We start from the raw sequence: 16,486 nt of genomic DNA, 5'->3' as shown, positions 1-16,486 counted from the left end.
GGCGCTCGTGGTCTTGAACGAATCGGACGTGTCGCCGGGATGGCCCCGGGTCCACCTCAGCGCCCGGCACGCCGGCCCCACACCAGCGCGAGCAGCGTGGTCGCCGCGGCCAGGGCGGCGCCGAACCACAAGACGCTCGACGTGGCCACCGCGTCCACCGCGACCCCGCCGAGCAGCGAACCCAGCGAGATGGCCAGCTGGAACCCGGTGACGAAGACCGCCGAGCCCGCCTCGGGCGCGTCCGGCGCCACCCGCAACATCCACCCCTGCAACGCGACCGGTACCGCGCCGTACGCCAGCCCCCACACGAGCATCGCCGCCGCGGTCCCCGGCGTCCACGTCCCCGACACCGCGAGCACCACGACCGCCGCGGTGAGCAGCCCGGCCGCGAGGGCCAGTACGCGGTGCGGCGGGCGGGCGGAATACGCCCCGGCCAGTACGTTCCCGACCACCCCGGCCACGCCGTAGCCCAGCAGCAGCGCGCCGATCGGCCCCGGGCCCAGGCCGGCCGACTCCTCCAGGACCGGTCGTACGTAGGTGTACGCGCCGAAATGCCCGGCGATCACCAGGACCAGCGCCGACGCGCCGGCCACCACCTCGCCGCGCCGCAGCAGCGCCGGGATCTCGCGCAGCCGCACCGCCCGTTCGGCGGGCAGCGGCGGGAGCAGGACGAGCAGGGCGACCAGCACCGCCGCGCTGAGCCCGGCCATCGCGGCGAAGGCGGCCCGCCAGCCCGCCCACTCGCCGATCATCGTGCCCACCGGCACGCCGACCACCGAGGCCACCGACACGCCGCCGAAGATCACCGCCGAGGCCCGACCGACCGAACCGGCCGGCACCAGTCGTACCGGCAGGCTCGCGCCGATCGCCCAGAAGCCGCCGATGCTGACGCCGACCAGGACGCGAGCCACCAAAAGCGTGGCGAAGTTCTGCGCGAGGGCGGCGATCGTATTGGCGGCGAGCAGCACGATCATCATCGCGGCGAGCACGATCCGCCGATCCACCCGCCCGGCGGCCACCAACACCGTCGGGGCGGCGAACCCGGCGACCACGGCGGCCAGGGTCATGGCCAGGCCAGTGGTGCCGTCGGAGACGTGCAGGCCGTGCGAGATCGGGGTGAGCAGGCCGACCGGCATCATCTCGGTGCTGACCACCGCGAAGGTGCCGACGGCGATCGCGATCACGGCGAGCCAGGAGCGCAAGGACGCGGTCCCGGGCGCCGGATCGGCGGGAGTGGATCGGGCAGGGTCGGGCAGGTGCGCGTCGGTGTCGACGACCGGGTCGGACATGCCCTCCACCCTGGACACGGCCCCGATCCCGAACAACGGCGAAGATCGCATGCGAGCATAGGGGCCGCTTATGCTCGCAGGTCGGAACGTGGGAGACGGCCCACCCGGGCCCGGCGCCCGGTGCCCGGGGCCGAGCGCGGGAGGGGAACGGGATGAGTGTGGAGTTCCGGGAGCTGGAGTGCTTCGTCGTGCTGAGCGAGGAGCTGCACTTCACCCGTACCGCCGCCAGGCTCTACACCTCGCAGGCCCGGGTCAGCCAGTTGCTGCGGCAACTGGAGGACCGGATCGGCGCACGACTGTTCGAGCGCAGCAGTCGCCGGGTCCGGCTCACTCCGCAGGGCGAGCTGTTCCTGGCCGAGGTACGACCCGCCTACGTCACTCTCACCGGCGCGGTCGACCGGGCCAAGGCCCGCGCCCGGGGCATCGAGGGCGTGCTGCGGATCGGCTTCGTCGGCACCCCGTACGGCGCCCTCCTCGACCTGGTCGGCGACTTCCGCGCCCGGCACCCGCAGGCCCGCGCCGACCTGGTCGAGACGCCGCTGTCGGACCCGTTCGGCCCGGTGCTGCGCGGCGAGATCGACGCCGCCTTCGTGACCCTGCCCGTGGGCGATCCCACGCTGCGCACCGGCCCGGTGATCGCCGCCGACCCGCTGGTGCTCGGCGTCTCGACGCGGCACCCGTTCGCGCGGCGTGCGCGGGTGGACGCGGAGGAGCTGGCCGACTGCGTGTTCGTGGAGATCACCGGACCCGCGCCCGCGCCCTGGCGTGAGCTGCAGTCGCCGACGGTGACCCCGGGTGGGCGGCCGATCCCGCGTGGACCCGGCGCCGGCACCCTCCAGGAGGTGCTGTCGCTGATCGCGGGCGACCACGGCGTGCTGCTGTTCTGCGCCCAGTTCGCCGCGTACAACGGCCGCCCCGACGTGGCCTTCGTGCCGGTGACCGGGCTGACCGAGTCGGCGGTGACGCTCACCTGGCGGCGTGGGGACGAGACCACCCTGCTGCGCGCGTTCGTGGCCGCCTCGGGGCGGCAGATCGTACCGGCGTAGCCGCGCACGGTGAGCCCGGGCCCGGGTCGGGCGCCGTCGGGCCCTACCGTGGGGGCGTCCGTCGATCCCGTACCGAAGGCCCCGGTCATGCCGCTGCTCACGATCAAGTCCGAAGGTGAGGTCGAGGTCGAGGTTCGGCGTTCCCGCTTCGTGTGCGCCCTCGCCCGGGTGTCCGACGACGCGCAGGCGCAGGCGTTCCTGGCCCGCCGCCGGGCGCTGCACGCGTCCGCGCGGCACAACTGCTCCGCCTGGATCGCGGGCGGGCAGGAGAGGGCGTACGACGACGGCGAACCGTCGGGCACGGCCGGTGCGCCGATGCTCCAGGTGTTGCGGCGCCGCGAGCTGACCGAGACGGTCGCGGTGGTGACCCGATACTTCGGCGGCATCATGCTCGGCGCCGGCGGCCTGATCCGCGCCTACGGCTCGGCGGTGACCGAGGCGGTGGACGCGGTCGGCGTGGTCGAGCTGCGCCCGATGCTGGTGCTGACCGTGGATGTCGACCACGCGCACGCCGGGCGGCTGGAAAACGACCTGCGCGGGCTCGGCCACGAGGTGCGCGACATCCGCTACGGCGCCGAGGTGGCGATCGACGTGTGCGTTCCGGAGCCGGATCGGGATCGCTTCGTGGCGCGGTTGACCGACCTGACCGGCGGCCGGGCGAGCGCCCGCGAGACCGGGCGCACGTTCGTCGAGGTGGACGCCTCCCCAAACAATTCCTGACGTACTTCTCGCGCCCGTACGCCCCATGCCGGTTGAAACCCGCCTCAGGTCGGAACACCAATGGGTGTACGGGTACTCGCGCGGGGGCTGCGGGAAATGAGGAAGTGATGACGGCTGGATACGACGAGAAGTCGGCCATCGACCAGGCCGAGGTCGTCCGGGCGGTACGCGAGCGGGTGATCCGGGCCCGTTCCGTGCTGGCGGAGGCGAGTGACGCGCACGACACGAACGCCTTGCCGCCGGCGCTCGACGAGCTGGAGGACGCGCTGCACGAGGCGCGGGAATATGGCGTGAGCGTTCCACCGGCGGGCGAGACCTGAGCGGTCGCCGACCGGCTTCGAGGGTGGTTGATTCAGAGGTGCCTGTTTCAGGGGCGCTTGTTTCGAGGGTGCCTTTTTCGAGGGTGCCTGCTTCAGGGGTTTTTCAGGGGTTTTCGTGCAGGCCCGCGTCGGCGGGACCGAGGACGAAGCGGGTGAAACGCACCCGCAGGCCCGCGCGCTCCGGTGAGCAGCAGAACGGCCCGGCAGCGGCCGACGCGTCCGGGGACAGTGGGGCGAGTCGGATGGTCCGCCAGGGCTCGTCGCCGTGCCGTGCCCGGATGGTGAGCGCGTCGCCGGCTCGGCTGACCCGGACGGTGATCGGGCCGCCGGCCCACTCGGGTACCGGAGCGATCGACCAGTCGGAGACACCGCGCGTGACCACGGCTCCGACGTGCAGCGCGCCGTCGGTGACCTCGACGCCCGCCTTGACCCAGGTTTGCTCGTCCACCCGGACGAACACCCCGGCCTGGTCGTAGAGCTCGTCGAAGTCCGCCTCGAAGGTGACCTCCACCGCTGTGCCCGGCGGCAGGTCGGTGAGCAGCGCACTCCCGGTGTCGCGGGTGAAGCCGTAGGACGTCTGTCGCCAGAAGTCGGCGCCCGGCACCGGGGTGACCACCAGTGCGTCGCCGTCGCGCTCGGCGCCGGCCGGCGGGTTGAGCCAGTGTGCGTCGTCCCAGTCCACCGCCACGGAATGCATCCGCCGACCCTATCCGGGCGCCGGTCCGGACCGGTCCCGGTACTCGCCCCCCGGCTCCGGTGCGGCCGGGTGGAAGATCGTGGCGAGGCCGGCGAGTGCCGTGTCGAGGTCGGTGAGCGGGCTTCCCGGGGTTCGGTGGGTGATGGGCAGCGGGCGGTACGGCGTGCCGGGTCGACGGCCGATCGCGCGGCGCACGGCGCCGATGTTGGCCGCCACGGCGGTCCTGGCCTCGGTTGTCGGGGTGTGTCCGGGGGCGGGTTCGGCGAGGCGGTGAGCCGGTCCTACGCAGGCGCGTACGGCGTCGATCGCCTGGACGGGGTGCGGGCCCGGGCGGTGTCGGCGGACCAGTCGGTGGTGGGCGCGCAGGGCCGGTTCCAGCGGATGCAGCGCGGCGACGGCGGCGTCGAAACGGTGCACCGGGTGGTCGGTGGACGACGGTGCGCCGGTGGGGCCGGCGAGGAGCGGGGTGAGTGCGGCCAGGGCGTCGGCGACCCGGCGGCGCAGGATGTCGACGGTGCGGATCGGCAGGATCAGCCAGGTGCCGGCCACGCCGAGCGCGGCTCCGAGCAGGATTGCGGCGAGGCGATCCACCAGCAGGTCGCCGGCGGGTTGGCCGAAGTAGCCATAGAGCAGGGACAGTACGGCGGTCACGCAGGCGGCCCAGTAGGCGTAGTCGATCGTGCGAAGCCAGGAGCCGAGGGCGAGCAGGGCGAACATGACCGGTACGGCGCCGGCGTCGTGGGCGGCGAACGCGCCGCCGAGCACGCCGGCGAAGGCGGTGCCGGCCGCGGCGCCGACGGTGCGCACCAGGCCCCGGTGCAGCGCGTCGCCGCGGCCGCGGGTGCCGGCGCAGACGAGGTAGGTGGTGAGCACGGCCCAGGACCAGTGCGTGGGCCAGAGAAGGCGGCCGAGGGCGAAGGCCGCGCCGAGGGCGAGACCGGTCTGCAGGGCCATTCGCGTACTCGCGGGGAGGCGGCGCCGGGTGCCGGTGGGGGTGCCGTTTCGACGTGGCTTGGGGCCGGGGCCGGGGCCGGGGATGGCCAGGTGTACCGCGCCGACCCAGACAGCGGTAACCAGGGTGCTCAGGCCGACCCACAGGGTGTGCGTGTGATCGGCGGGGCGGGTGCCGACGGCGGGCAGGACCAGACTCGCCACCAGGGGCAGCGCCGCGACATTTGCGGCGGCGGCGATCCGGGAGGCGAAGCGGCGCAGGTCGACGGTGGTTGCCATGGCGAGTGCGAACAGGGTGCCGCCGACGGCGGGATGACGCGGGATCAGGGCGCCGATCTCGGCGGCGAGCATGGCGACCGGGGGCAGGACGAGGCAGGCGAGCACGCGGTCGAGCGGGTCGGCGTCGCGCTGGGTGCGGGCCAGGGTCAGCGCGATCACCACGGTCGCGACGACGATGTCGGCGTGTAGGTGGGCGGTGCGTTGCAGGAGGAGGGCCGAGCCGTAGGCGGCGAGCACCGAAACCATCGCGACGGTGGTCGCGCGAGGCGATTCCATGGCGAAAATCGTAAGCGCAAGCTTAGTAAATGGTAAGTGATAGCTTGGCAATATGACCGGAGCGGGAGCGAGCATGGAGTCGTCGACGGCCACCGGGCAGGGGGGCGGACGGGCCGGCGGGCCGGTCGAGTCGGGCGATGTGGCCGAGATTCGGCGCGGGATCACCGCGGTCGCCGGGCGCATGCGGGCGAGTCGGTCGGCCGACGCGTTGAGCAGTAACAAGGTGGTGGTGTTGGGCCGGCTGCTGCGGCACGGGCCGTGTACGCCGGGCGAACTGGCCGCCGCCGAGCATCAGCAACCCCAGTCGCTCACCCGGGTCTTCGCGGAGCTGGCCCGGGACGGTCTGCTCACCCGGGCCAGGGACGCCCGGGACGGGCGGCAGTCGGTGCTCACGCTGACCCCGGCCGGCCGCGCGGCGCTGGTGCGCGACGCGGCGGAGCGGGACGCGTGGCTGGCGGGGGCGATGGGATCGCTCACCGAAACCGAGCGGCAGGTGTTGCGCCTCGCCGCCGACCTGATGCGGCGGATGGCCGGCGACGGGGCGAGTGGCGTGGAAGTACCACCCGAGGGTGATAAGTGACCACGTACTACATGGCTGCGGTGACACGTCAGTCCGGGCGGCTTGCCGTCAGGGCCTTGTCGAGCAGTTCGCGCGTGTCGGCGATCGCGGTGGACAGGGTGGACACGGTGAGTCGGCCGGCGATCTCGTCGACGTCGCGCAGGCCCGTACGGTCGAGCAGGGTCTTCTCGTTGGTCACCCACTCGCCGCGGCCGGCCGCCACCGCGTGTGCCGCCTCGCAGGCCGCCCGGCCGATCGCCCCCGCGACGTCGGTGACATGCCCGTGCGCGGCGTGCGCCTGGTCCGCGTAGGTCAGGGTCAGGCGCGCGTCGTCGCTCCACCGGGCGTGTGCGGCGCGGCGCAGCGCCGACGGGTAGGACGGTCGCGGCAGGTCGCCGAACAGCACCCGGTTGACCGCGAGTTCGGCGACCACGAGGTAGGTGGGCACGCCGGCGAGGTGGAACATCAACCGCTCGACCTCGAAGCGTCCCGCCCGCGCCTCGGCCAACCTCCGCTCCACGTCCGCGAGTTCGCGGTAGTGGAGGTCGATGGCCCGATCCTCCACGGTGAGCCAGGCGCCGCCGTTGAAGACCCCGCCGCCCCAGGCGCCGAACTCCGACACCTCGCCCGGCCAGCCCAGTCCCCGGATTGCGTCGGGGGTGAAGCCGTCGCGGTAGTAGACCGCGAAGTCCCAGTCGCTGTCGGGTCGGTGGGTGCCCTGGGCACGAGACCCGCCGAGCACCACGGCGGCCACTCCGGGCAGCGCGGCGAGACGTTGGGTGACGTGTGTGGTGAAGGATGCGTCACTGGTCATGTTCGGCAGCGTATCCCGGCGCCGGCGGAACGGTTGGCCGGGGCGCGTGGGTCGAGGCTCGTCGGTCGGGGTTCGTCGGTCAAGGCTTGAGGTAGCCGCGTCGCACCGCCTCGTCGATCAGTTCCAGGGTGTACGCCCACAACGACGGGGATCCGTCCTCGATCGTGCTGCCCTGCTTGGCCAGTACCTCGGTGCGGGTGAGGTCGTACTCGCGCCAGGTGCCGCCTTCGGTGTGGAAGTTGAGCAGGCACGGCTGGAACCGGTCGATCGCCTTCGCGAAGCGCGCGTCGGGCGTTTCGCGGGTCTCGAACTCCTCCCACAACGCCCGGAGTTCGTTGCCCTGCGGAGCCGGAAGCAGGCCGAATATGCGGTCCGCGCCGCGCTGTTCGCGCTCGACCTGGTCGACCTCGGCGACGCTGTCGTAGTAGAAGGTGTCGCCCGCGTCGATCTCGACCAGGTCGTGGATCAACAACATCCGGGTCACCCGGGCCACGTCGACATCGGTCGCGGCGTGCTCGGCCAGCGTGCCGGCCAGCATGGCCAGGTGCCACGAGTGCTCGGCGGTGTTCTCGCGCCGGGAGGCGTCCGCGATCAGGTTGCGCCGCACCACGCCCTTGAGCCGGTCGATCTCCAGGATGAAGCCGACCTGCGCGGCCAGGTGCGGGTCGGTGGGCGGGAACAGGGGAACACCGGACAAGACGACTCCCAGCTAGGCCGAACGATCACGCGGTATCCAGATCGCACCACCGTTCCGCGAGCGCGGTCACCAGTAGGTGGGTGTTGGTACGCGGCACGGTCGGGATCACGGACGCGTCCACGATATGCAATCCGCGCAACCCGAATACCGCCCCGGTCGGGTCGACCACGCCGGCGGCCGGGTCCTCGGCCATCCGGCAGGTGCCGACGCCGTGGTAGAAGGCGTAGTGGTTGCGCCGGATCAGTTCGTCGGACTCGGCATCGCCGAGCGCGGCCGCGCGGTCGGCCTCGGTGTTGTCGAGGAGGATTCCGCTCTCGCGTGCGATGCGAGCGGCGAGGCGGCGGCCCTCGCGCAGCCGGGCCAGGTTGTCGGGGTGGGCCGGGAACGGCCAGTCGATTCGGGCGGGCGCGGCGGGATCCGTGGAGGTGGGGATCACCGCGCCGGCGCCGGCGGGGAGTTGCAGGCTCACGCTGATGTCCAGCTCGCACGTGCCGTCCGGATTGCGCCGGGCGACGGGGGTCAGCTGGAGGTCGTGGCGCCGGCGGGCGGTCGCCTTGGCGATCACCTGGAGGGTGGGCGCGTCGGCCGGGACCGCGTCGGGGTCGACCCGGGCGGCGAAGGAGACCACCGGGTGGTCGGTCAGATGCCGGCCCACGTGCGGATTCGCGGCGGCGAGCCCGGAGCGGGCGAGCAGGAGCGGGGACTGCACCACGCCGGCCGCGAGGACCACCCGACCGGCGGGCACGATGGCGCCGTCGGCGAGTTCGACGCCGACCGCACGGCCGTGTTCGACCAGCACGCGTGCCACGTGCGTGTCGGCGCGTACGGTGACCCGGTCGGCCGTGCCGACCAGGTAGGCGGCGGCGTTGGAGACCCGGGTGCGGTCCCGGCGGTTCATCGGTATCGGGCCGACGCCGGTGCCGGTGGGCGCGTTGTGGTCGGCGCAGTCCGGCATGCCGACGGCCGCGCAACCGGCGGCGAACGCGGCCTGGAGCGGGGCCCAGTCGGTGCGCGGGTGCCGGATGATCGGGATCGGCCCGTCGGTGCCGTGGTAGGGCCGGTCGCCGAAGTCGAGATCGTGCTCGATCCGGTTCAGGCGCGGCAACATGTCGGCCCAGGACCAGCCCTCGGGCCAGGTGTCGAAGTCCTCGGGTTCGGGGCGCATGGCCACCGCGCCGTTGGTGGCGGATGAGCCGCCGACCACCCGGCCGCGCGCGTACCGCAGGTCCCGATCGCCGGAGACGACCGTGTCGCCCCAGTCGTAGGGCGCCCGGATCGGGCGGGACAGTCGCCGCAACTCCTCGGGCAGTGCTGCGGGTCCGGCCTCCAGCAGGAGCACGTCGTAGCGCTCCGACAACCGCGCGGCGACCACACACCCGGCCGACCCGGCCCCGACCACGACAACCTCGAAACCCCGCATGTTGCCCACTTCCGCGCGCACCGACGACCCGTCATAGCTATCATGGCCATGATGGAGTGACAAGAGATCACCCGGGAGGCGGCGGACCTATCGCCGGCGGACCGTAGACCGCCGGTAGGCCCGCGTCGTAGGCGCGGGGGATCAACGCGACGACGTCGCCGCGGCGTTCGACCAGGGTGGAGGGCTGGACGGTCCCGGGGTCGGCGCGGGAGGCGGACGCGATGGTGTGCACGCGGCCCGCCCGATGTCGGTCGCGCCGTTCGAGGGTGAAGCCGTGTGGTCCCGGCCGGGGGTGTCCGGCTCCCGAGGCGTCGCGGCCGGAGTCGCCGACGACGGTGTAGACGTGGTTTTCGTCGACGCCGGCGATGAGCATCACGTCGAACATCCGGTCCGACCCGGGGCTGTCGCCGACCCATCGGGCCCTGCCGGTGTCCAGGTCCAGGGCCACCATCCGCAACGGCAGGTGCCGGTCCCGCCCGGTGTACGTGCCGGCTCGGGCCGGTGCGTAGAGCACGTCGTCGGCCACACACATCCCGGAGGATCGAGGACCGCGGTCGTCGCCCGCCCGGTACGGCAGCGCCAACGACCCCCACGGGCCCTCCGGGGGGATGCGGCGGGTGATGCGGCCGTGGTCGTCCAGGACCAGGATGCGCGGCGCCCCCTCCTCCGATGTCCGCATGTGCGCGATCAGCACGGGCGGATCCGCCGAGACGATCGTGAAGAGGCCACCGTCGCCGGTCCCGCCGCCCATCACCCGCCGGCTCCAGCGCACGGCCCCGGTGCGCGGGTCGAGGCGGGTGGCGTACGACGACTCCTCCCGCCCGGACGACGCGGAGGACCCGACCAGCAGGCCGCTCGGCCCCGAGGCCGGCGCCTGGACCCAGGTCCGGCCGGAGCCGGCGCCCGCGTCGTGCGCCGGCACGGGATAGGACCAGCGCGCGGAGCCGTCGGCGAGGTCGTACGCCGCGACCGTCGACAGCCGCGCCCCCGTCCCCGTGTCCGCGGTCGCCGCCGCTCCCATCGCCACGACGCCGTCGGCGAGCACGATCGGAGTGCCGACGGCCGCCCATCGGGGCAGCGCGGGCACGCGCCGGGTCCACACCTCGGCGCGGGTGCGCACGTCGTACGCGGTGAGCAGGTCGCAGGCCCCGTTCGGCCCCGGGGACGACCACAACACGACACCGACCGTGCCGGCGATCCCGGAACTCATCGTGCACACGGTGGCGCCGACCTCCGGCGCCGGCAGCCGCTGCGCGGCACCGGTGCGCAGGTCGTACGCCGTCACCCCCGAGCCGACCGCCCCCATCACCAGGGTTCGCTCCCACACCCGACTCGCGCTCTCCGGGTACACGGTGTCCGCGCCCGGCGCGGGCTCGGCGCGAGCGGGCGGCGACCACAGTCGCTCCAGCGGTGCGCCCGGGGGCGGTGCCGGCCGGATCGTGTCGGCATGATCGCCGGGTGGTGTGCCGTCGTCGACGTCGACTCCGATGCCACCCAGCAGCACCAGCAACACCGTGACCACGACCGGTAATCGGCCGCGCCGTGCCACGCCCCCCGAACGCATGCGGTGGGTTATCCGTGCTGCTTCGGCGGGTCGGGGGGCGTGACGCCCTCCGGGACGATGTAGTCGCGGATCAGGCGTTCGGCGTCGCGGACCAGCGGTCGGAAGACCTTGTAGCGGGACAGGGTGATCACGCGTTCCACCATCGGGGTGGTGCGGGCCACGAAGGCGCGGGACTTGGCGCGCTCGGGGGAGCGGTCGTACACCCAGAAGAGCACGATGCCCATCAGGTGCAGCCACAACAACTCCGGGAGCAGTTCGGCGAGTTCGTCGTCGATGCGGAGCGAGGAGCCGCGCAGCACGTCGGCGAACAGCTCGGTGACCTGTTCGCGGATCGGGTACGACTCCGCGGAGAACGGGCTGAGCGGGCTCTCCGGGTCGGCGGCGTTGCGAAAGAACTGGACCGCGAACGCGTGATACGGCTCGGCCACCTCCAGCCACACCGCCAACACCACCTGGAGCCGGTCGCCGAAGTCGCGGACACCGCGCAGCTCCTGCCGGCAGCGGGTGATGTGCTCGTGGGTGAGGCGGTCGTAGAAGCCGTGGATCAGGTGCTCTTTGGAGCCGAAGTAGTAGTAGGCGTTGCCGACCGAGACGCCGGACTCCTGGGCGATGGCCCGCATGGTCGTCTTGTCGTAGCCGCGTTCGCGGAAGAGCCGCAGCGCGGTCTCCAGGATCAGGGACCGCGTCTGCTCGCTCTTGCCGGGGCGCCCGCCCGGGTCCGGCCTGTCGCCGCCGTCGGTCGGGTTCGCTGCGTCGGTGCCTGCCACGTGCTCCACGAGAGGCAAGGTTAGTGGGCGAGCTCGCAGGCACCGTCACACTCGACGACCGTCCAGGGTTCCCGGTAGGGGTTCCCGTCCGGGTCGGGCGGCAGTGGGCCCCGGTGTGTGGCCGAGCGGATCCGGGCCGCGCCCAGGACGGCGGCCCGGGCCATCGGCATCCCGATCGGCGTGCCGAGCCGGAAGGACAGGCCGCGGTACGCGCGCAGCGCCCACAACACGGTGACCCACGCGGCGGCGCCGGACCACACCTCGCCCGAGCCGCCCACCACGGTGAGTTCGCGCAGCGTGGCCTCGTGGTTCAGGTCGGGATAGCGGTTGCGGGCGCGCGGCGAGCCGGCCGGCACCAGATCGACCGCGATCAGGGTCGGCTGCCGGGCGATCCAGCCGGACAGCGCGGTGCACAGCGGGCAGTCGGCGTCGAAGAGGATGGTGATCCGGCGGACCGGGGGAGGCGGGGCGGGGGTACCGCGCCGGGCCGTCCCCTCCGATCGGCCCGGCGCGGTGTTCCCCTGGGAGATGGTCATCGGGATCAGACCCCGGGCGCCGGGTGGGTGGAGCCCTGGGGTGCGATCGGCGGACCGTAGGCGCGACCGGACAACTTCCGGGCCCGCTGGGGCGCGTGCGTGCCCGGATCGGTCGCCTCGTCCAGGCCGCGCCGCCGGATCCGACTCAGCACGTAGACGTTGAGCAGGTGCAGCCCACCCAGGACCAGCGAGACGGTGCCGAGCTTGACGGACAGCGCCTCGACCGAGCCGCGTGCGTCGTCGACGGTGTCGCCGACCTTGAGGTAGAGCGCGACGAAGCCGAGGTTGACGAGGTAGAAGCCGACCACCAGGAGGTGGTTGACGGCGGCCGCGAGTTCTTCGCGGCCGCGCAGGACGTCCTGCAGGAAGATCTGTCCGTTGCGGCTCAGTGTGCGTGCCACCCACACGGTGAGCGCGATGCTGATGCCCAGGTAGATGGCATAGGTCAGGACGGTCATGTCCATGGACCGGCTCCTTTTTGAACGTGTTCAAACTGGCCGACGTCGGTGACTCTAGACCTGTTTTTGAACACGTTCAAGTTGTTGGCCGAGTAGGTGTGCGAGACGGGTCGGAACGCACGAAACCCGTCGATCACCCCGCAAAGGCGAGGTGATCGACGGGTGTTGGGGAGTGGGTGGGGCGAGAGGGGGCGGTCAGGCGGCGACCGGCGCGGACCAGTCGATGTGGTGGCGCTGCGCCTCGCCGAACATCCGTTCCGGGGTCAGTACGGTGCGGGTCATGATCGGCATCAGCAGGGCCATGACGGCCTTGGTGAGCGGCCCGGCGGCCTTGCTGTTGTTGGTCTTGGCGGCAGCGGCGGCGATCTTCTCGACCCGGGGTCGGCGCATCGCCTCGTACGCGGCGAACGCGGCGGTGGGGTCGGGGAAGTCGCGCAGGCAGCGGGCCAGTTGTACGCCGCTCTCCATCGCGAGTGAGGCGCCCTGGCCGGAACTGGCCGAGGGGGCGTGCGCGGAGTCGCCGACCAGGACCAGTCGTTCGCGGTGCCAGTGCGGCAGCGGGGGCATCAGTTCGAGCGGACCGGCGACCAGGAGGTCGTCGGCGGAGGCCGCACGCAGCACCGCCTCGGCGGGGATGTCGCCCGCGTGCGCCTCGCGCAGCAGGCCGAGCCACCGTTCGGCGGGGACCGCGCGGGCCTCCGCGGTGGTCATCGGCGGGTGCGGCAGATTGCTGAACAGGGCCACGCTGCCGTCGGATCGGGTCCAGTAGCCGAAGAAGGCGCGCTTGCCGAAGGCGAAGTGCATGGCGCCGGGGGCGGGTCGAGTGTCGTCGTCGCCTGGGAGGTAGGCACCGACGCCGAAGCCGAGCAGGCCGACGTATTCCGGGGCGGGCGCGGCGGGGTCGATCAGGGTGCGGACCGTGGAGCGGATGCCGTCCGCGCCGATCAGGATGTCGGCGGTCGCGGTGCTCCCGTCGGCGAACTCGGCGGTGACACCGTCGGGTTCCTCCCGCACCCCGACGAGCCGGCGGCCGTGCTCGGTGCGGATGTCGTGGCCGAGGGCGTGCTCGCGCAACACCCCGTGCAGGTCGGCGCGCAGCACGGTGCGGCTCGGGGGCAGGCCGGGCAGACCGGTGGCGGCGCCGAGGCGTCGGCCGCGACCGTTCTCGAAGACCATGTCGGAGGTCGGCTCACCGATCGCGCACACCGCCTCCTCGGCGCCGATCGCTCGCAGTGCGTCGAGCCCGTTGGGCGCGATGCTGAGCGCGCCGCCCGCCGCGTCGCCGGGCGTGATGTCGGCATACGCCTCGTACACGGTGGCCTCGATGCCGGCCCTGCGCAGCGCGCATGCCGTCACCGGTCCGGCGATGCCGCCGCCGATGATCATCGCGGTCCTGACGCGGTTCATGTCTTTACTCCGAGGTGAGGGGGACGGGGCAGGCGGGGCCCGACCCGGGCGGATATCGGGAATTGCCTGGTCAGGGTGTGTGCGCGGGGTCGGCCACGGTGGGCGTGGTGCCGTCGCGGCGGGCGCGTCGTACGTCCTCGACGAACTCGCGGCTGAACATCGCGGACAACACCGCGACGCCGCTGCGGTGGATCCGGACCTCGCCGTGGTCGATCGCACCGACCAGGCGGATCACCCGGCCCTTGGCGGCAGTCGGCGCGGCGGAGTCCTTGACCCGGCCGCGACCGGTCCAGCGCAACCCGCTCTGCTCGATCACCGCGTCGTCGGAGACCAGGAGCTTGAGCATCGCGTGGTCCAGGTCGACCCGGATCTCGATGTCGCCCTCCTCGATCCGCGGCGAGCGCAGGTCGAGCACGGCGGCGGCCCGCCGTTCGCGGACCTCGAAGGTGGTCGCGGTGGTCCAGTGGCCCAGGTGCTTGGTGGTGGCGTGGTCGGCGTGGATGCGGACCGGGGTGGTGGTGCTCATCGGGAGGCTCCTTCGGATCGGTGCGGGGCTTCGGGATCGGTGTGGGGCTTCGGTGAATCGATAGTTGCATGGCGACTAGTGTTCTGGCAACTAGTGCTGCCGAGGCTAGTTGCCGGGAATCCAGTAGGGTTGGCCGTATGACGACGACTTTCCGCAGGTCACCGCTGGCGCTGGCGCTGCTGGGCCTGCTCTACCGCGACCCGATGCACCCGTATGCGATCCAGCAGCGGATCAAGCAGTGGGGCAAGGACAAGGTCGTCAACGTGGGCCAGCGCGCGTCGCTGTACAAGACGATCAATCGGCTGCGCGAGGCCGGGTTGATCGCGGTGCGCGAGACCGAGCGCGATCAGCAGTATCCGGAGCGGACCGTCTACGAGATCACCGAGGCGGGCCGCGTCGCGTGCCACGCCTGGATGGCGGAGATGGTGGGTACGCCGCGCAACGAGTTCCCCGAATTCCCGGCCGCGCTGTCCTTCCTGGCGCTGGTCACCCCGGAAGCGGCACGCGAGTTGTTGACCCGGCGTCGGGAGGCGCTGGTCGCCCGGCTCGCCGATCTGGATGCGGAGGCGGCGCAGACCACGCGGATGAACCTGCCGCGTGTGGTGGTGTTGGAAGACGAATACCTGCGCGCGATGACCGACGCGGAACTGCGCTGGGTGGACGCGGTATCGGCCGATCTGGCGGCGGGCCGGCTGGCCTGGGACCAGGCGTCGTTGGCCGCCTTCGTCGACGCGACGGCGGAGTAGTCGCCGCACGCACCGTCGGCGCCTCCCCGGGGTGCTTGTGCGGCGGCCGTATCATCCACCTGATCGACAACTCGGTGACCGCGCTCGGCCCGGGCGCGCCGGGTGGCGACGACCCGGGAGCGACCTTGTCCGATGCACTGGAATACCACGTCCTGCACATCGCGGTGGAGACGGAGAGCGAGGGGCGCGCGATCCTCGACGAACTGGCCCAAGACCCCGGCCGGTTCGGTGAAATCGCGCGCAAACGCTCGAAGGATCCGCTGTCCGCGGCCAAGGGCGGCGACCTGGGCTGGGGGCAGGAGGACGACTACGCCGACGCGTTCGCCGAGGCCCTGGTGGCGCTGCGCCCCGGGCAGGTGAGCGACCTGGTTCCGGCCCAGTACGGCTTTCACATCATCAAGCTGGTGAACACCCGACCGGCCCGCTACGTCGACGAGGACTGAGTCGGCGCCCGTTCGGGTGACGGATCCCGCGCGGATGCATCCGGGCGGCGACGGTGTGCGTCCATGGGGCAGGAGCGTCGTCGTGCGGCGGGAACCCCCGTTGCGCCGGCGTGCGATCGAAAGGGGTACCCGGGATGACTCGTACTCGGCACACGTCGGACACCCGCCGGCCCGGCACGGCGAGGGTGTTCGGCGCGGCGGTCGTCGCCCTGGCCGCCGTCGGACTCTGCGCGCCGTCCGCCTCGGCGGTGCGCAACGGTACCGACGCGCCGGTCGGAGCCGCGCCGTACGCCGTCGCGCTGTACACCGCCGACGGCGAACTGCTGTGCGGCGGAACGCTGGTGGCCCCGACCAAGGTGCTCACCGCGGCGCACTGCGCCACGGCGGTGGACGACCCGACCGGCATCACCGTGGTCGCCGGCAAGGTGGAGTTGACCGCGCCCGGCGGTCGGACCCGGAAGGTGACCGGCGCGCGCGTGCACTCGAAGTACACCCAGGGCACGCTCACGTACGACGCAGCCGTACTGACGCTCGACCGGTCGCTCAAGGATCCGACGCTGCCGATCGCCGGCGCCAAGGACGGCGCGCTCTACACCCTCGGCAAGTCCGCGACCGTCTACGGCTGGGGCAAGCGCGACGGCGGCGTGCCCACCACGCGGCAGCAGCGGACCACGCTGGTGTTGTCGCCGGTGGCGTCCTGCGACCCGTACACCTTCCCCGGGGACACCACCGCCACCAAGGTGTGCGGCCTGCCGCCGGCCGCCAACCCGGGAACCAGTATCTGCCGGGGCGACTCGGGCGGGCCGCTGGTGGCCGGCGGCAAGCTGATCGGCATCGTGTCGTCGGGCAACAAGTACTGCGACGGCGCCCAGCCGCGCTCGGTCTTCACCCGCGCGAGCGCGGTCACCAAGGACCTGGGGCTCTAGCGCTTTCTCCGCCCGTGGGGCCCCGCCCCCCGGCGGGGGGGGGGC

19 protein-coding genes are annotated in these 16,486 nt (G+C 72.7%); 7 read left to right on the top strand and 12 right to left on the bottom strand.

The window, feature by feature from the left end; translation table 11 throughout:
• Positions 1-56 precede the first annotated feature (56 nt).
• Positions 57-1,289, bottom strand: coding sequence for an MFS transporter (locus tag ACWGR4_RS04665; RefSeq protein ID WP_452133670.1), 1,233 nt, complete (start codon positions 1,287-1,289; stop codon positions 57-59).
• A gap of 152 nt (positions 1,290-1,441) precedes the next feature.
• Here ACWGR4_RS04665 and ACWGR4_RS04660 point away from each other — a divergent pair, with 152 nt between their 5' ends.
• The 3 genes from ACWGR4_RS04660 to ACWGR4_RS04650 all read left to right on the top strand — a co-directional run bounded on the left by ACWGR4_RS04660 (position 1,442) and on the right by ACWGR4_RS04650 (position 3,375).
• Positions 1,442-2,335 carry a LysR substrate-binding domain-containing protein gene (locus tag ACWGR4_RS04660; RefSeq protein WP_452133669.1) on the top strand — a complete coding sequence of 298 codons (894 nt, stop codon included), beginning with the start codon at positions 1,442-1,444 and terminating at the stop codon, positions 2,333-2,335.
• Positions 2,336-2,422: 87 nt separating this feature from the next.
• On the top strand, positions 2,423-3,055 hold the full coding sequence (locus ACWGR4_RS04655; RefSeq protein ID WP_380000500.1) for a YigZ family protein: 633 nt from the start codon (positions 2,423-2,425) through the stop codon (positions 3,053-3,055).
• A 107-nt stretch (positions 3,056-3,162) separates the two neighbouring features.
• Positions 3,163-3,375 (top strand): hypothetical protein, encoded by a 213-nt coding sequence (locus ACWGR4_RS04650; protein WP_380000498.1) that lies wholly within the window; start codon positions 3,163-3,165, stop codon positions 3,373-3,375.
• A 103-nt stretch (positions 3,376-3,478) separates the two neighbouring features.
• Here the strand turns inward: ACWGR4_RS04650 and ACWGR4_RS04645 are convergent, their stop codons facing one another.
• Positions 3,479-4,072: a DUF1349 domain-containing protein gene (locus ACWGR4_RS04645; protein ID WP_380000496.1), complete on the bottom strand. Its 594-nt coding sequence runs from the start codon at positions 4,070-4,072 to the stop codon at positions 3,479-3,481.
• Positions 4,073-4,081: 9 nt separating this feature from the next.
• A complete protein-coding gene (locus tag ACWGR4_RS04640; protein ID WP_452133668.1) occupies positions 4,082-5,578 on the bottom strand; it encodes an FUSC family protein in 1,497 nt (498 codons plus the stop codon).
• A gap of 52 nt (positions 5,579-5,630) precedes the next feature.
• Between ACWGR4_RS04640 and ACWGR4_RS04635 the strand changes: the two genes are divergently transcribed.
• Positions 5,631-6,158 carry a MarR family winged helix-turn-helix transcriptional regulator gene (locus tag ACWGR4_RS04635; RefSeq protein ID WP_452133667.1) on the top strand — a complete coding sequence of 176 codons (528 nt, stop codon included), beginning with the start codon at positions 5,631-5,633 and terminating at the stop codon, positions 6,156-6,158.
• 28 nt (positions 6,159-6,186) lie between these two features.
• Here ACWGR4_RS04635 and ACWGR4_RS04630 read toward each other — a convergent pair whose 3' ends face one another.
• The 9 genes from ACWGR4_RS04630 to ACWGR4_RS04590 form a co-directional block, all read right to left on the bottom strand.
• The gene (locus ACWGR4_RS04630) at positions 6,187-6,951 is read right to left on the bottom strand and encodes a nucleotidyltransferase domain-containing protein (protein WP_380000490.1); all 765 of its coding nucleotides are present in this window, start codon (positions 6,949-6,951) and stop codon (positions 6,187-6,189) included.
• Between the two features lie 79 nt (positions 6,952-7,030).
• On the bottom strand, positions 7,031-7,648 hold the full coding sequence (locus ACWGR4_RS04625) for an HD domain-containing protein (RefSeq protein ID WP_452133666.1): 618 nt from the start codon (positions 7,646-7,648) through the stop codon (positions 7,031-7,033).
• A gap of 25 nt (positions 7,649-7,673) precedes the next feature.
• Positions 7,674-9,068 (bottom strand): GMC family oxidoreductase, encoded by a 1,395-nt coding sequence (locus ACWGR4_RS04620; protein ID WP_452133665.1) that lies wholly within the window; start codon positions 9,066-9,068, stop codon positions 7,674-7,676.
• A 67-nt stretch (positions 9,069-9,135) separates the two neighbouring features.
• Positions 9,136-10,632, bottom strand: a complete 1,497-nt coding sequence (locus ACWGR4_RS04615; protein WP_452133664.1) for an outer membrane protein assembly factor BamB family protein — start codon at positions 10,630-10,632, stop codon at positions 9,136-9,138.
• 8 nt (positions 10,633-10,640) lie between these two features.
• Positions 10,641-11,408: a TetR family transcriptional regulator gene (locus ACWGR4_RS04610; protein WP_452133663.1), complete on the bottom strand. Its 768-nt coding sequence runs from the start codon at positions 11,406-11,408 to the stop codon at positions 10,641-10,643.
• An 11-nt stretch (positions 11,409-11,419) separates the two neighbouring features.
• Positions 11,420-11,935 (bottom strand): thiol-disulfide oxidoreductase DCC family protein, encoded by a 516-nt coding sequence (locus ACWGR4_RS04605; protein ID WP_452134176.1) that lies wholly within the window; start codon positions 11,933-11,935, stop codon positions 11,420-11,422.
• Between the two features lie 5 nt (positions 11,936-11,940).
• A complete protein-coding gene (locus ACWGR4_RS04600; RefSeq protein ID WP_380000477.1) occupies positions 11,941-12,399 on the bottom strand; it encodes a hypothetical protein in 459 nt (152 codons plus the stop codon).
• Between the two features lie 189 nt (positions 12,400-12,588).
• On the bottom strand, positions 12,589-13,800 hold the full coding sequence (locus tag ACWGR4_RS04595) for an FAD-dependent monooxygenase (RefSeq protein ID WP_452134059.1): 1,212 nt from the start codon (positions 13,798-13,800) through the stop codon (positions 12,589-12,591).
• Between the two features lie 70 nt (positions 13,801-13,870).
• Positions 13,871-14,326: a hypothetical protein gene (locus ACWGR4_RS04590; protein ID WP_452134058.1), complete on the bottom strand. Its 456-nt coding sequence runs from the start codon at positions 14,324-14,326 to the stop codon at positions 13,871-13,873.
• A 137-nt stretch (positions 14,327-14,463) separates the two neighbouring features.
• On the opposite strand from ACWGR4_RS04590, the gene ACWGR4_RS04585 reads away from it, so the two are divergent.
• From ACWGR4_RS04585 to ACWGR4_RS04575, 3 genes are all read left to right on the top strand, one after another.
• On the top strand, positions 14,464-15,072 hold the full coding sequence (locus tag ACWGR4_RS04585; protein ID WP_452134057.1) for a PadR family transcriptional regulator: 609 nt from the start codon (positions 14,464-14,466) through the stop codon (positions 15,070-15,072).
• A 125-nt stretch (positions 15,073-15,197) separates the two neighbouring features.
• Positions 15,198-15,515: a peptidylprolyl isomerase gene (locus tag ACWGR4_RS04580; protein ID WP_452134056.1), complete on the top strand. Its 318-nt coding sequence runs from the start codon at positions 15,198-15,200 to the stop codon at positions 15,513-15,515.
• 134 nt (positions 15,516-15,649) lie between these two features.
• Positions 15,650-16,441: a S1 family peptidase gene (locus ACWGR4_RS04575; protein WP_452134055.1), complete on the top strand. Its 792-nt coding sequence runs from the start codon at positions 15,650-15,652 to the stop codon at positions 16,439-16,441.
• The last annotated feature ends 45 nt before the right edge of the window (positions 16,442-16,486 follow it).

This window comes from Embleya sp. NPDC055664, assembly GCF_053618075.1.
The sequence above is the reverse complement of the archived record's forward strand: the minus strand, read 5'-3'. Positions and strand labels throughout refer to the sequence as shown.